This window comes from Pseudomonas baltica, from assembly GCF_031880315.1.
Classification (GTDB): domain Bacteria; phylum Pseudomonadota; class Gammaproteobacteria; order Pseudomonadales; family Pseudomonadaceae; genus Aquipseudomonas.
Genome location: NZ_CP134771.1, coordinates 3475565 through 3491102 on the forward strand (window position 1 = coordinate 3475565; position 15538 = coordinate 3491102).

12 protein-coding genes are annotated in these 15538 nt (G+C 62.8%); 4 read left to right on the forward strand and 8 right to left on the reverse strand.

Annotation, left to right across the window (positions count from 1 at the left end; translation table 11 throughout):
• Positions 1-62: 62 nt before the first annotated feature.
• Entirely contained in the window at positions 63-1790 is a 1728-nt protein-coding gene (locus REH34_RS15470) for a cytochrome c biogenesis protein DipZ (RefSeq protein ID WP_311968344.1), read from the reverse strand.
• Between the two features lie 182 nt (positions 1791-1972).
• Between REH34_RS15470 and REH34_RS15475 the strand changes: the two genes are divergently transcribed.
• Complete coding sequence (locus tag REH34_RS15475; protein WP_311968345.1) at positions 1973-2632, forward strand: M24 family metallopeptidase; 660 nt, start codon at positions 1973-1975, stop codon at positions 2630-2632.
• A gap of 123 nt (positions 2633-2755) precedes the next feature.
• Here REH34_RS15475 and codA read toward each other — a convergent pair whose 3' ends face one another.
• Positions 2756-3997 carry a cytosine deaminase gene (gene codA / locus REH34_RS15480; protein WP_311968346.1) on the reverse strand — a complete coding sequence of 414 codons (1242 nt, stop codon included), beginning with the start codon at positions 3995-3997 and terminating at the stop codon, positions 2756-2758.
• A 226-nt stretch (positions 3998-4223) separates the two neighbouring features.
• Positions 4224-5864 carry a methyl-accepting chemotaxis protein gene (locus REH34_RS15485; protein ID WP_311968347.1) on the reverse strand — a complete coding sequence of 547 codons (1641 nt, stop codon included), beginning with the start codon at positions 5862-5864 and terminating at the stop codon, positions 4224-4226.
• A gap of 438 nt (positions 5865-6302) precedes the next feature.
• On the opposite strand from REH34_RS15485, the gene REH34_RS15490 reads away from it, so the two are divergent.
• From REH34_RS15490 to REH34_RS15500, 3 genes are read left to right on the forward strand one after another with little or no spacing between them, the layout of a single operon-like run.
• Positions 6303-7724 (forward strand): cytochrome c, encoded by a 1422-nt coding sequence (locus REH34_RS15490; protein WP_311968348.1) that lies wholly within the window; start codon positions 6303-6305, stop codon positions 7722-7724.
• Positions 7725-7739: 15 nt separating this feature from the next.
• A complete protein-coding gene (locus tag REH34_RS15495; protein ID WP_311968349.1) occupies positions 7740-8279 on the forward strand; it encodes a sugar dehydrogenase complex small subunit in 540 nt (179 codons plus the stop codon).
• Entirely contained in the window at positions 8276-9910 is a 1635-nt protein-coding gene (locus REH34_RS15500; RefSeq protein WP_226503868.1) for a GMC family oxidoreductase, read from the forward strand. The genes REH34_RS15495 and REH34_RS15500 overlap by 4 nt, the downstream gene beginning before the upstream one ends.
• A gap of 65 nt (positions 9911-9975) precedes the next feature.
• On the opposite strand, the gene REH34_RS15505 is transcribed toward REH34_RS15500, so the two are convergent.
• The 5 genes from REH34_RS15505 to hisD all read right to left on the reverse strand — a co-directional run bounded on the left by REH34_RS15505 (position 9976) and on the right by hisD (position 15527).
• Positions 9976-10878 (reverse strand): bestrophin family protein, encoded by a 903-nt coding sequence (locus REH34_RS15505; protein ID WP_311968350.1) that lies wholly within the window; start codon positions 10876-10878, stop codon positions 9976-9978.
• Positions 10879-10957: 79 nt separating this feature from the next.
• Positions 10958-12250, reverse strand: coding sequence for a hypothetical protein (locus REH34_RS15510; protein ID WP_311968351.1), 1293 nt, complete (start codon positions 12248-12250; stop codon positions 10958-10960).
• A 24-nt stretch (positions 12251-12274) separates the two neighbouring features.
• Positions 12275-13048, reverse strand: coding sequence for a glucose 1-dehydrogenase (locus tag REH34_RS15515; protein WP_311968352.1), 774 nt, complete (start codon positions 13046-13048; stop codon positions 12275-12277).
• A gap of 10 nt (positions 13049-13058) precedes the next feature.
• Positions 13059-14066, reverse strand: coding sequence for a zinc-binding dehydrogenase (locus REH34_RS15520; protein WP_226503872.1), 1008 nt, complete (start codon positions 14064-14066; stop codon positions 13059-13061).
• Between the two features lie 138 nt (positions 14067-14204).
• Positions 14205-15527, reverse strand: a complete 1323-nt coding sequence (hisD, locus tag REH34_RS15525; RefSeq protein WP_311968353.1) for a histidinol dehydrogenase — start codon at positions 15525-15527, stop codon at positions 14205-14207.
• Positions 15528-15538 lie beyond the last annotated feature (11 nt).

Consider the following 15538-nt stretch of genomic DNA (forward strand, 5'->3'; position numbering starts at 1 on the left):
TCTGCATTTCTCGCAAGCACCCCGTGGTAACGCGCAAGCCCGCGACCACAGCGTCCGTCGCGTTAGCCAAAGGTGAACGCATAGGCGCTCACGCCCGGATCGAGAAACTCGATCGTGAACCTATGGTCGGCCACATCGCCCGGCTGGCGTACCAATTGATACAGGCGCTGCTCGGTGACGGTCCCTGAGCCATCAGGTGCGATGTCGGTGCCGTGGGCATCGGCCGGGGCCTTGCCATCGATCAACACCTTGAAACGCACCGGCTTGCCGTCCTGGCCCGGCCCCAGCACCAGATGCAGATCACGGGCATGGAAGCGATAGCCGATCTTGCCGCCAGCGGCCGCCAGAGTGGCCTGCTCTGAACCGATCATCCACTGCCCTTCGACGCCCCATTGGTTGAGCGCTGGCTGTGCGGGCAGTTGGTAGGTGGCGTTCTTGTCGGGGGCGATATCCGGCGTCGAGGCGAAATTTTCCGAGCGGCGATAGCCCACGTAGGTTTCCGGCGAGCGCATGTCCTGGCCGTCCGAACCTTGCTGCACGCCGCTGGCCTTGGCGGTGATCAGGCCGCTGTCGACATCCTTGTGCCCGGCTTCACGCAGCAGCTGCTGTATGACTTGTTCGGACTCGGCATAGTTGCCTTCACCAAAGTGGTGATAGCGGATGTGGCCATTGGCATCGACAAAGTAGTGGGCAGGCCAGTACTGATTGTTGAAGGCGCGCCAGATACTGAAGTCGTTGTCGATGGCCACCGGGTAGTTGACGCCGAGCTTCTTCATGGCTTTGGTGACGTTGCCTGCATCCTGCTCGAAAGCGAACTCCGGTGAATGCACGCCGATCACCACCAGGCCCTGATCGCGGTATTTATCCGCCCAGGCGGTGATGTAGGGCAGGGTGCGCAGGCAGTTGATGCAGGAGTAGGTCCAGAAGTCGATCAGCACCACTTTGCCACGCAGGCCCTCGGCGGTCAGCGGCGGCGAGTTGAGCCACTGCACGGCGCCGTCGAGGCTGGGCAGATCGCCTTCGATGGGTAATTTGGTGAGGTCGGTTTCGCCGACCTTCTCGGCTTTTTTACCTATCACCCGATCCACCAGGCTTTGTTCCAGGCCGCCCGTGGAGGCGGTAGAGACTTGCGCGAGGATGCCGGTGTCGAGCCCGGAAGCGATGGCCACTACGCCCAGGAGCATGGCCGCACCCAGGACTTTACGCACCCACTCGCCAGCGCCGATGGAGCGCTTCATGGCCGCGAACACCTTGCCACCCAGCAGCAGCGCGATCGCCAGCGAGGTCGCCGCACCGGCCGCGTAGGCCAGCAGCAACAACGTGCTGCCGATGCTCGCGCCTTGCAGGGCCGCGCCCGTCAGCACCAACCCGAGGATCGGTCCGGCGCAGGGCGCCCAGAGCAGCCCGGTGGCCACGCCGATCAAAAAAGAAGCACCTGGGCGCGGTCGGCTGTCGTTACCGGCCGCCTCTGACAAACGACTGCCGACGGCCACCAATGGCCGGGTCAGGCGATCGGCCAGGCGCGGCAGCAGCAGCGTCAGGCCGAACAGCGCGACGAACACCAGCGCCAGCCAGCGGCCATATTGATTGAGCTGCACCACCCAGGCGCCACCCACTGCAGCCAGGGAGGCCACCAGCGCGAAAGTCACTGCCATGCCGAGCAGCAAGGGCAGGCCGCTGCGCACGAATGGCTGGCCGGTGCGGGCGAAAACGAAGGGCAAAACGGGCAGGATGCAGGGGCTGACAATCGTCAGCACGCCCCCAAGATAAGCGAGGATAAGTAGCAGCATGGTCGGTAAGGCCTTGTATGTGGGAGGTTGCGCGGCGTGTGAAGTGCGCTGTACAAAGCCTAGGGGGAAGGCTTTCCTGAAGTCCTCACGGGCTATTAAACATTTTGTGATAGTTGCCCGGAATCTATCGCTATATAGTTAGAAATGTAGCGAATCATTGCGCTGCGCAGAGGAGAAAACCGGTGACCGCACGACCCAAGGAAGCTGTTGGCGAAGCGTACAGCATCGACTCCATGCGCTATGCCCAAGCGCAAACCTGGCGAGCTATCGAAGCATTGGCCGCGCGTATCAAGCCCGGCGTCAGCGAGTCCCAGGCCCGCGCGCTGGGCAAGCAGGTATTGCTGGAACTGGACATGGAGCGGATCTGGCATCCGTTGCTCGTGCGGATCGGCGCCAACACCCTGAAGACCTTCGGGCAGCGCTCCGAAGGCGATCCGGTGCTGGGCGACGACGATATCTACTTCATTGACATGGGCGCGTGCTGGCAAGGCCACGAGGGCGATGCCGGTGCGACCTTCACCACCGGCAGTGACCCGCAAATGATTGCCTGTGCCGCGGCAGTCAAGACCTTGTTCGAGCAGGTTCAGGCGCGGTGGCAGCAGGGTCAGGTCACCGGGCTTGAGCTGTACGCTTACGCCGAGGAGCAGGCCGAGGCCCTGGGCTGGAAGCTCAACCTGAACATCAAGGGCCACCGCGTCAGCGATTTCCCCCATTCGGTACACAAGGGTGGCGACCTGGGCGACTTCGAGGCTGAGCCTGGCGCCGGGTTGTGGATTCTGGAGATCCAGATTGCGCATCCGACCGAGGCGTACGGGGCGTTTTATGAGGATCTGCTGGCTTGATTGAGGCCGGTGGATTTGTATTGGCGCTTTCGCGGGCAAGCCTTGCTCCCACAGGGGATGACGCTGGAGCTGTTTGCACTGTGGGAGCAAGGTTTGACCGCCAAGAGGCCGGTGCAATCGAGATCAATTCCCGGCGAACTCGACCTGCTCCGGCACCCGCGTCATCAACACCTTACCCGCCCGAATCGACACCCGCGCCTTGGCCTGGCGGCGCACCGCTTCATAGTCGCTCTCGGCATCCAGCACCACCAGATTGGCCGGGCGGCCCACGGCGATCCCGTATCCCTCGCCCAGATTCAGCGTGCGCGCACTGTTGTCAGTGACCAGATCCAGGCTGCGTGCGAGGTCGTCGAAGCCCATCATGTGGCAGATGTGCAAACCGGCATCCAGCACCCGCAGGATGTTGCCGTTGCCCAGTGGATACCATGGGTCCTTGATCGAATCCTGGCCAAAGCACACGTTCAGGCCCGCGCGATCGAGCTCGGCCACACGGGTGACGCCGCGGCGTTTCGGGAACGTGTCGAAACGTCCCTGTAGGTGAATGCTCTCGGTCGGGCACGAGACGAAGTTGATCCCCGACATTTTCAGCAAGCGGAACAGCTTGGAGCAGTACGCGTTGTCGTAGGAGCCCATGGCGGTGGTGTGGCTGGCCGTGACCCGGCTGCCCATGCCACGTACCCGGGCTTCTTCGGCTAGCACCTCGAGGAAGCGCGAGTGCGGGTCGTCGGTCTCGTCGCAGTGCACGTCCACCAGGCACCCGGTGCGCTCGGCCAGGTCCATGAGGAACTTGATCGAGCTGACGCCTTGCTCGCGGGTGTTCTCGAAATGCGGAATGCCCCCCACCACATCGGCACCGAGCTCGATCGCACGCTCCATCAACGCGCGGCCGCCGGCATAGGATTCGATACCTTCTTGCGGAAAGGCGACGATCTGCAGATCGATCAGGTGCCGGGCTTCTTCTCGCACTTCAACCATGGCCTTGAGCGCGCCCAGGGTCGGATCGGTGACGTCGACGTGGGTGCGTACATGCTGAATGCCGTGCTCGGCGAGCATGCGAATGGTGGTGTGGGCGCGTTGCTTGGTGTCCTCATGGGTGATGGTCGCCTTGCGCTGCGCCCAGCGTTCGATGCCCTCGAACAGGGTGCCACTCATGTTCCATTCGGGCTCGCCGGCGGTCAGGGTCGCATCCAGATGGATGTGCGGCTCGACCATGGGCGCGATGAGCAACTGGCCACGGGCGTCGATATCGCCTGGCGTACCCGCGACAGTGCTTGCTTGTGCAGTGATGGCGCTGATGCGGTCGCCTTCGCAGGTCACGGTGTGCAGGCCAGGGGTCTTGCGCAGGGTAGCGTTGATGATCTTCATGGGCGGTCCTGTAGATGGCTACCACCGCAGCTTTCACGGGAATGAGTGCAGCGTCAAGCGGGTGCTGTGGCGGTGGCGGATTCCATTGCTGTGGGGTGGCGGTAACGGCCACTTCGCCGCCGAACGCGCACCCATCCCCCACATAGCCGACTGGGCCCGAGTCGTATACCTGTGGGGGGCGAGTTCTGCCTGCGAAGGCGTTCTTGAGTCTGCAGTCGCAGTCGAGTCAGATCCGGAAGCGACCCACCAACGTATTGAACGACACCGCCAGGCTCGACAGCTCCTGCGCCGCCGCTTTGCTCTGCTGGGCACCGGCAGCCGACTGGGTCGACAGGTCCTGAATGTTCAACAGGTTGCGGTCGACTTCGCGGGCGACGTGGGCCTGTTCTTCCGAGGCCGTGGCGATGACCATGTTGCGGTCGTTGATCTGCGCGATACCGTCGGCGATCAACTCCAGCGCTTCACCGGTCTGCCGGGCGAGCGCCTGGGTGTCGGTCACCAGTGTCTGGCTCTTGTGCATGGCGCCCACGGCCTGGTCGGCGCTTAGCTGTACCGACGAAATCATGCCTTCGATCTCGCCAGTCGATGCCTGAGTGCGGGCCGCCAAAGCACGGACCTCATCGGCTACCACGGCAAAGCCACGGCCCTGTTCCCCAGCGCGGGCAGCCTCAATGGCCGCGTTGAGGGCCAGCAGGTTGGTCTGGTCGGCGATCGCGCGGATCACGTCGAGCACCTTGCCGATATCCCGTACCTGGCCTGCCAAGTCCTGAACCATGGTGGTCGATGCAGCGATTTCAGTGGTCGCGCCATTGATGGCCGTCACCGCGTCGCGAGCTTTGTGTCGGCCATCGCTGGCTTGCTGGCTGGTGGTCTTGGAGGCTTCGGAGGTCGATACCGCGTTGTGTGCGACCTCTTCCACCGCCGAGGTCATCTCGGTGACCGCAGTGGCAGCCTGCTGGATCTCGTCGTTCTGCCGTACCAGGCCGCGGCTCGAATTGTCGGTCACGGTGTTGAGCTCTTCCGCAGCGCCTGCCAGTTGATCCGAAGCGCTGGCGATCTGCTGAATGGTGCTCTTGAGGCTGTTCTGCATGTCGTTGAGGGCGCTCAACAGTTGACCGGCTTCGTCCTTGCCGGTGCTGACGATGCTCTGGGTCAGATCGCCGCTGGCAATGCGTTGGGCGCTGGCCACGGCAGTGGCGATAGGACGGCTGATCAGGCGGCTGATCATCAGCCCAAGCAGTAGCGCTGCGATAAAGGCCAGCACGATGCCGGAATAGAGCACGGTCTTGGCCGAGGATTCTCGCTGTTGAGCCTGTTCGGCGCCTTCCTTGACCTGTCGATCGTTGGAGTCGGACATCACGGTCAACTCGTCCATGACCACCCGGTAGGCTTTTTGCACATCGCCCAGCAGCAGAACGCGCGCATTGTCCACATCCCCTGCCTTCAGCAGCGTCAGATACTGCTGGATCATGGCCTGGTAGGCCGGCCAATCGCGGTCCATCTGGTCACCGGCGGCGCGTTCGTCGTCATCCAGCGGTGTCTTGCGGTACTGCGCGTAGGCTTTTTCGCTCGCTTGGCGGTTGGCGTCCATGGAAGCGAGAAACTCGTCCTTGACGCTTTGCGGAGCGCTGGAGGCGCTGGCCAGGTACAGCCGATACAGGTCGCGACTCTGACCGACCGCTTTGATCTTGGCCTGCGCGGTGCCGGCGACGGACACCAGGTTGTTGCTGAACACCGATTTCAGGCTCTCGGATAGCTGGCCGATGCCGCGGCTACCCAGGAGTCCGACCACCAGGGTGATCAACGCACATAGGGCGAAGCCCAGGATCAGCTTGGTCGAGAGTTTTGCATCGTTTAGCCAGCGCATCGTTTCGTCCTGAAGAAGTAAGCGGTGCCGACCCAGGGAAGGCAGGGTCAGTTGTCGTACTTCTATCGGACAGTTTTTTGCGAGCTAAAGGCTTTTTTTGCCATTAATTCGAATTTAAACGCTCTGGGACGGGCGTTAAAGGCTGATATGGCATTGTGCATCGCAAATTTCGGGAATCCGTCCGTTCAGACTGAACTGGCTGTACAAAAAACAACCTTGAATGCTGTGTTTACGTGCATGCCCCCCTACCAAGAACCCCAAAACCCCCTGTTTAGAGCCGTTGAGCGAAAAAGATTAGTGGCGTTTTGCCGTTAATATGTTGCTAAATGTAAGAGTGTGAAATATTATTTTTGTCTTGTATGACATCGTACTGGTGCGATTCGCCGTTCGAGCGAGCGCCTGATGTCGCGCGGTATCCAAACCTGTGATGAGTACTGAATGCAGTCGCCAACGATCGAACTCGTGCCGAGGAATGTTCTCAAGGGCAGGGGCACCGCGCGTGCCGTCGCCGCTTTTCTGACCCTGATGCTGTGCGCTGCGGGCGCCGCTCAAGCTGAGCCGCTAGGCGCCGACGCGTCCCCAGGCAAACGCCTGGCCGTGGCTGCCGACTGTGTGGCGTGCCATACCGCACCGGGTGGCAAACCCTTTGCGGGCGGCTACGCGCTCAGCTCGCCGATGGGGGTGATTTACTCGACCAACATCACCCCTTCGAAAACCGCTGGCATCGGTGGGTACAGTCAGGAAGACTTCGCCCGGGCAGTTCGTGATGGTGTGGCGGCGGATGGCAGCCACCTGTATCCGGCCATGCCTTATACCTCCTACGCGAAGATGACCGATGGCGACATTGCTGCGCTGTATGCCTACTTCATGCACGAAGTGCAGCCGGTAGACGCACCGACACCGAAAACCGCACTGGCCTTCCCGTTCAACATGCGCGCCTCGATGATCGGCTGGAACGCGCTGTTCCACAGCGCCCAGCGCTTTGTGCCTGACTCGCAGAAGTCGGCCGAGGTCAACCGCGGCAACTATCTGGTCAATGCCCTGGCCCACTGCGACACCTGCCACACCCCTCGCAATCTGCTGATGGGTGCGGACAACAGCAAGGCACTATCGGGTGGATCGCTGGGCGGTTGGTATGCGCCCAACATCACCTCCGACAAAGTCAGCGGGATCGGTGCCTGGTCAACCGACGAACTGGTCGCCTATCTGCGCACCGGCCATGTAGAGGGCAAGGCCCAGGCCGCAGGCCCGATGGCGGAAGCGGTAGAAAACAGCCTGCAGCACCTGGATGACGGCGACCTCAAGGCCATCGCCACCTACCTGTTGCAGACCCCACCTATCAGCACCGGAGAAACCAAGGCGCGCCACGATTTTGGCCAAGCCTCGGCCAACGAGCTGACCCTGCGTGGCACTAAACCCGAAGACCCAGGCTTTCACATTTTCAGCGGGACGTGCGCCAACTGCCATCAGCCCAACGGCCAAGGCAACAGCCAGTACCCGTCGCTGTTCCACAACACCGCGACGGCTCGGGCCGACAACCTGGTGGCGGCGATCATCTACGGTGTTCATCGCGAAGTCGATGGTGTAGCCATCGATATGCCGGCCTTCGGCCCCGATGCGTTGTTCACCGATCGCTTGAACGACCAGCAGATCGCCGATGTGAGCAACTACGTGCTGGGCCAGTTCGGCAACGGCGTCCTGAAAGTCAGCGCCGCCGATGTCGCCCAGACCCGCGCTGGCGGCCCGCCATCGCTGCTGGTGACCCTGGCGAAATTCACTATCCCGGCCATCGTGGTCGTGTGCCTGCTGATCGCGCTGGGGTTGTGGTTGATCGTGCGCCGCCAGCGCAAGGTGGCTTGAGCAATGGATACTTCAATGAACCACACACAAAGCCCGAATCAAGACCACGACCTGCGGGGGCTGTCACGCCGCAACCTGCTGCGCGGCTCGGTGACCCTAGGCCTGGCCACTCTGGTAGGGGCTGCCTTGCCTTGGCAGTCGGTGTTGGCCGCTGCGCCGAGCGATACCGATTTCGTCGCGCTGTCATCGTTCCTCGTCAGCCGCCCGGTCAATCCGGTGCTGGCGGCGCGTTACTACAAGGCGCTGGACAAGCGCGCGCCGAACTTCTCGACCAACGTCATCGCCCTCCAGCAACTGATTGCTGCCCAAGGCTACAAGCACGTCGATGAGTACCTGGCGCAAGCCAGCGACACCTCGCTCAAGGCCACCGCCACCAGCATCGTTTCGGCTTGGTATCTGGGTATCGTCGGCGAGCCGGTGGACGCAGAGTTGATCGCGTACTCCCAAGCCATGATGTACCAGCCGACCCACGGCATTCTGATTATCCCTACCTACGGGGGAGGCCCCGCGACCTGGGGCGCCAAACCCGTCATCAAGCAGGACACCAGTCTATGAGCAGCGCTGAATTCGATGCCGACGTCGTTATCATCGGCTCCGGCGTCATGGGCGGGCTGATCGCCACCGAGCTGGCCAAGGCCAACAAGTCGGTGATCGTCCTCGAGGCCGGCCCGCGGGTCAATCGCCGCGACATCGTCGAAACCTTCCGCAACGCGCCGGTCAAGCTGTCGCTGGCCAACGCCAAGCTGCAGGGCGCCGGCTCGCCTTACCCGAGCCTGCCCCATGCGCCATCCACCTATGGCGACTACCTGCAGCAAGTCGGCCCGGTCAAATACAACACCTCGTACCTGCGCGTAGTCGGTGGCACTACCTGGCACTTCGGTTCATCGCTGTGGCGGATGCTGCCCAACGACTTCCGCCTCAAGTCGCTGTACGGCCGCGGTCGCGATTGGCCAATCAGTTATGACGAGCTCGAGCCGTTCTATGCTCGCGCCGAAACCGAGTTGGGCGTGTCCGGCGTCGATGGTCAGGATGAAAGCGGGCAGGGCGGCAAGGCTTGGCCACCGCGCTCGATTCCGTATCCGATGGAGGGGCTGAAGCCGAGCTACATGTTCAAGCGCCTCTCGGAGATGCTCGGCAAGGGTGGCTACAACCCGATTCTGGAGCCCAACGGCCGCGCTACCCGTCCTTACGGCAAGCGTCCGCCGTGTGCGGGCAACAACAACTGCAACCCGGTGTGCCCGATCGCCGCCAAGTATGATGGCTCGATGCACATCGACGAAGCCGAACGCCATGGTGCCAAGGTGCTCGACAACTCGGTGGTGTACAAGATCGAAGCCGGTGACGACGGCAAAATCACCGCGATCTGGTACATGCGCCCGGACAAGACCCAGCACAAGCTGACCGCCAAGACCTTCGTGCTGGCAGCTTACGGCATCGAGTCGCCGAAGCTGCTGTTGATGTCGACCTCCGACAGGTACCCCAACGGCATCGCCAACTCTTCCGACCAGGTCGGCCGCAATCTGATGGACCACACCGGCATCAGCATGAACGTCATGACCAAGGAAGACATGTGGCCTGGCGAGGGCCCGACCCAGCTGCTGGTGTACCTCAACAGCCGCGACGGCGAATTCCGCAAGGACTACCCGAGCTACAAGATCAAGGTGCGCAATACCGTGCCGACTTCGCAGATCACCTCCGGGTTGATCGCCAAAGGTGTGCTGGGCTCCAAGCTCGACGAGGGCATCCGCCTGCAGTCGGCGCGTTCGCTGAACTGGGCGGTGGACTTCGAGACCCTGCCGTTGCCAGAGAACCGCGTGACGCCGAGCAAGACCAAGTTCGACGCCATCGGCCTGCCAGTACCTGAGATCTACTACAGCGTCCCGGACTACTGGCACGCCGGCAAGGCCAAGGCGCTGGAAGACTTCCAGCAGTTTGCCAAGCTGCTCGATGCCGACATTCTCAGCACCGACGTGGGCTTCCAGAACCGCCAGCACATCATGGGCACGACCATCATGGGCGACGATCCGAAGGATTCAGTGGTGGACCGGGATTGCCGTACCCATGACCACCACAATCTGTTCATTGCCGGGACCAGCGTGATGCCGTCGGCGTCGTGCGTGAACCCGACCCTTACCGGAGCCGCCCTCAGCCTGCGTATCGCCGATGTGTTGGTCAAAGAAGTCTGACGTCACCTCACGGCCCCCTCGTTACCCTGTAGCGAGGGGGCTCGCCCCCGATAGGCCATCGTTGTTTACAGCAACACCCCATCCTTCGCTTGCAGCACCAGCGGCGCTTCTTCATCCAGCAACTCCAGCACCGCAATCTCTACATTCCGGCACATGGCATCCAGCGGCAGGTCATTGGGCTGCCTGTCGAATGGGTCGGCAATCTGATCACCCAGCGCATCCAGGCCGAAGAATGTATAGGCCAGCACGCACACCGCAAACGGCGTGAACCAGCCGATGGCGTCGACCAGGCAGAACGGCAGCAGAAAGCAGTACACGTGAACCACGCGGTGCAGCATGAGGATGTAGGGGTAGGGGATCGGTGTGCCCTTGATCCGCTCGCAGCCGCCCAGCACGTAAGACAACCGCGTCAGTTGCTGATCGATATTGAGCTGCGCGGCGGTGCCCGCCTGGGTCTCGCGAACGGCATTCATATAGCCTTTGCCGAGTTCACCCAGCACCGCGTTGGGCAGGTGCTGTTTGAGCTTGCCGTCGCCGATCCATTGCTGGGCTGGCTCGTACGGGGGATCAGCACGCAGATGGTTCTTCAGCGCGTGGCTGAAAACGATCAGGCCCTGGCCCAGATGCCGACGCTGTTCCACGCCGAGGTCGGGCAGCAGGCTGAGGCTCTGACGCGTGAGGTTGCGGCTGACGATCAGCAATTCGCCCCACAGGGTGCGGGCCTCCCAGAAGCGCTGATAGGCCACGGTGTTACGAAAGCCGAGGAAGATCGCGAGCGTCAGCCCCCACAAGGTGAAGGGCGTGGCGGTGAGGATGACCTTGAAGTGGAACAGCGTGCCGTGGATGGCGACCACTGCCGAACTCACCAGCACGGTAAACAGCACCTTGCGCCAGATGGCCGGGATGATCGAGCCATTGATGCCGAACAGCAAGGTCAGGGTGGACAGGTTTTGAGGGCGAATGATCAAGGGCGTCGACCGCTATAAGTGAGGTGCCCAAGTGTAACTGCTGGAGGGATGATCGTCCGCCACCCTCCAGCGTTGCGCGCTAGAGTCCGCCCAGCCACCGAGTCATCACGTCCTCACCCGTCACCGGGGCGCTGCCACACATCACTGCTAGCGCTAAGCCCAGTGCCGAACTGTGGGCGGTATGACCGCTGCCACCGCCATCGCGCAAGTCCAGTACCAGGGTCGGGCAGCAGAAGATCGCCAGCCGCACCACCTGCTCCCAGTCGGCGGGCAGCCAGTCGCGCTTGCGCAGCTCGGCCAGCAGGGGGCGCCAGTAGAGGTCGCGTTTGCTGTCGAGGAATTCCCGCCGCAGAGGGGTCAATTGCCAATCGTGTTCCACGTGGAACATATCGCCGTCGACACGCACGTTGACCTTGTACGCCTCGGCCACGCGCGCGGGTTCATACAGCCACAGTGGGTGGGCAAAGATGTTGTGGAACGTCGCTTTGATCTCCGCCAACAGCGCCGGGATCTGTCGGCCAGCGAAGGCGGGGTCGAAACTCACCAGTTGCGGAGGGCTTCCGGTGGGGGTTTCATACCATACGTTGGCGTTGTGCGCGTCACCATGGGCAGTGACCACACCGTGATCGGCGAGCAGTTCGGGGTTCAGGCGCTCACCGCTGGCGTGGAACAATTGCGCCAACGTGTGGCGGTAGGACACACCGTTGATGGTCCAGTGCAGATCCTTCAACGCGTCCCACGGAATATCGATACCTGGGAAGGCGAAGGTCTTGCCGACGTAGAAGCGCTCCACGCGCCCACCAAAACCTGGGTCGGCACCGTCACCCACCAGGCGGTGGTGGAACAGTTGGTGGACGGGCTCCTTGCACACGGCCGCCAGGTCGCCGAGCAGCAAGGTGCGCAGCGCGCCAGCCAAGCCTTCCTGGTCGTATTCGCGCTGCGCCTGCACCAGCGGGGCGATCTCGTCCCAGGCTTGGCGTTCTTCGATATCGCGGCAGGCATCGGCCAGGCGCAGATCGCTGCGCAGGTTGTAGAACAGGATCTGCCGACCTGGCTCGCCACAGGCATACACCGGCACGTCGACGCGGTAACCGGCTTCGCGTAGCAGCTCGGCGTTGTAGTACTCCTCGATGGTTTTGTCTTCGCCTTCTTCGTTGTGGTACTTGAAGAACAGCTGGCGCCCATCGGCCAAGGTCACGCGGCCATTCAGGGAATTGAGGCTGTACTGATCGCGGTTGATGATCAGGTCGGTGGCGGCGACGCCGATCACTTCGCTGGCCAGTTGCAGCAGGCAGGCGCGGGCGCCTTGCCAGTCATCCTGGCGGGCGAGGGTGCGGGCCTGGGCGGCGAGGGGGAGCAGGGCGGCAGTCATGAAAAGGTCCTTGTGGATAAAGCGTCAGATGCTGGCAAGGTAGCCGCCGTCGATATAGAGCACCTGGCCGGTGATGTAGCTGGCGGCAGGCGAGCAGAAAAAAATCGCCGCGCCGGCCAGATCTTCGAGGTTGCCGAAGCGCGCCAGTGGGATCTTCGCCTGCATGCTCTGGCGCCAGTCGTCGTTCTGGTAGAACACCTCGGTGAGCTCGGTGCGAAAGTACCCTGGGCCGATACCGTTGACGCGGATGCCCAGCGCCGCCCACTCGGTGGCCAGGGCGCGGGTCATGCCCAGCAGACCAGACTTGGACGCGCCGTAGGGGGTGGCGCCGGGCACGCCGACTTCGCTGGTCAGTGAACAGAGATTGAGGATGCTGCCGCCGCCATTGGCCTGCATCAGGCGGGCTGCGGCCTGGGCGCAGAAGAAGGCGCCCTTGAGGTTGGTGTCGACGATCATGTCCCAGGTGGCTTCGTCCAGTTCCAGCGACGCCTGCACGTGCTCCACGCCGGCATTGTTGACGAGGATGTCGAGGCGGCCCTCGCGGGTTTGCAGTTCGACAAAAGCGCGCTCGCGAGACGTCGAGTCGTTTACATCGAGGACCAGCGTCGAGCAGCGCCCGCCGTTGCGCTGGATATCCGCCTGGGCGTTGGCCAGGGTGTCTGGGTCGCGAGCGGCGAGTACCACCTTGGCACCCGCATCGGCCAGGCCCTTGGCCATGGCCAGACCGATCCCTCGGGAAGCGCCGGTGATCAATGCGACTTGGCCTTCAAGGGAAAAACGCGCCAGCAGCGGGTTCATGGAGCGGTCCTTATGGAATGATGATGGTCTTGAGTTTATCGCTGTTGCCGCCGGACAGCTGGTCGTAGGCGGCTATCACGTCGGCCAGCCCGATGGGCGGGGTAATCAGCTGTTCGAGCTTGGCGGCCAGGCGCGGCAACAGGGCGACCGCCTGGCGTTGCTCGTCGCGGAAGACGCTGCAGCCGACCAAGTCGATTTCGCGTTCGACCAAGGCGTTGGTATTGACCACGGTGTCGCCGTGGAACAACCCGACCATGGCGATGCGCCCGCCCGAGGCGACGCTGTGTACCAGTTGATTAAGGACGATGCCCGAGCCAGTGGCTTCGATGCAGTAACGAGGCTCATGGCCCCCGCATGCTGCGAGGATCAGCCCAGTGTCGAGGGCCACGGGGGTGACACCAGCGACGGCTTGCAGCAGGGCGGCGCGCTGGTGATTGCGTTCTACGAGCAGCACCGGGCGCTGGTCCAGTTCGCGCAGCAACAGGGCCGCCAGGCCGCCAATCGGCCCACCCCCCGCAATCAGGACTGGTGCGCCAGGTTCGGCTTCGAGGCGGGCGATGACGCGCAAGGCGACACCCAAAGGTTCGGACAAGGCAGCGACGGCATCGGAAATCCCCGCAGGGACTTTCAGCAAGCGGTGCACAGGCTGGTTGCTTTGCGCAGCGAAACCGCCATCGCAGACCTCGCCGACAAAGCCCATGTGCCGGCACAGGTTGCCTTGGGCGCGCTGGCAGTAGTCACACTCGCCACAATTGGCGCGCGAATCCACCACTACGCGTTCGCCCAGAGCGAAGCCTTTGACGCCAGCGCCGAGGGCAGTGATTTCGCCACAGAATTCATGACCAGGGGTGACCGGCAGTTTCGACACCCACTGGCCGGTACGGAAATTGTGCAGGTCGGAGCCACAGATGCCGGCCGCGCGCACTTTCAGGGTGACCCAGCCGGGCTCGGGGGCGGCGGGGGCCGGGATCTCTTCTAGGCGCAGATCACCTTTGCCGTGGAAGCGGATGGCTTGCATTGTCTGTGTCTCCGTCAGGGCTGCGGGTTTTTTGCAAGCTGTGCTGGTCTCATCGCGGCCAAGCCTTGCGCCCACACTGAAATGCTCACACCTGTGGGTTCGGGCTCTGCACGCGAAGAGGCTGTCATGGCTAGCAGATTACTCCCCGTCAATTATCTTCATCCTCAGCGGCGACACCGCCAGCGCATGAGCACTGAAGCCTTCATACACTGCGAACCCGTGAGCTTTTTCGGCCAGCTGTGGATAACCCGATCGCGTCACATAACCCACCGAAATCCGCTTCATGTAATCGAACACCGACAGCGGCCCGTTGGTTTTGGCCGCTGCGTTGGTCGGCAGCACCGCGTTAGGCCCGAGGACGAAGTTGCCCAAGGTCACCGGGGTGAAATTGCCCAGCAGAATCTCCCCGGCATTACGTATACGGGTCATCACTGCCATCGGTTCTTCGGCGAGAATTTCCAGGTGCTCAGGCGCGTATTCGTTGACGAACTCCACCGCCGTGTCGAAGTCTTTGGTCAGCACGATGCCGCCGTGGTCGCCACAGAGCACCGCCTGGGAAAACTCGGCGCGCTTGGGATCGATCTGCGCCCACAGTTTGGGTAGGGCAGCGATGGCGGCCTCGGCCACGGCGCGGCTGTTGGTCACCAGATAGGCGGAGGAGTCCGGGCCGTGTTCCGATTCGATCAGCAGGTCCAGCGCAGCCAGTTCCCCCTTGGCGGTGGCGTCAGCCAGAATCAGGCTTTCGCTGGGGCCGGCCGGAACGCCGGGGTCGATCAGGTTGGACAGCTGCCGCTTGGCCGCCACCACCCAAGGGCTGCCTGGCCCGACGATCTTCAAACACTTGGGCACGCTTTCAGTGCCGTAGGCCACGGCGGCCACGCCTTGGGCACCGCCGCATTTGTAGACTTCCTTGATGCCCACCAGGCGCGCGGCCACCAGGGTGGCGTCGTCGACCTTGCCGTCCGGGCCGGGCGGAGTGATCACCACCGCCCGTGGCACGCCAGCGACGACTGCCGGAATGGTGGTCATCAGCAGTACGCTGGGGAACGAACCCTTGCCGCGCGGCACGTAGCAGGCCACCGAGTCGATCGGCACATGGCGGTCGCCGGCGAAGGCACCGGGGCGCATCTCCTTGAGCCACATCTCTTCGGGCTTTTGCGCTTCGTGGAAGGCGAAGATGTTTTCGGCGGCGTACTTGATCGACTCGATCACGGCCGGGTCCATGCGCGCGAAGGCGGCTTCGAACTCGCTCTCCTCGGCGCGTACCGACATGTCCTCGGCGGTGACCTTGTCGAAGTCGCGGGCAAAGCGCTTCAGCGCGGCATCACCCTCGGTACGCACGGCCTCGATGATCGGCTTGACCTTCTCGACGAAAAACGACAGATCGGCTTCGGTGCGCTTGAACAATTCGACGGGCAGGGCACTGGCCTGGCTGAGGTCGTGGAACGATGGCTGTTGCATGATGAACCTCT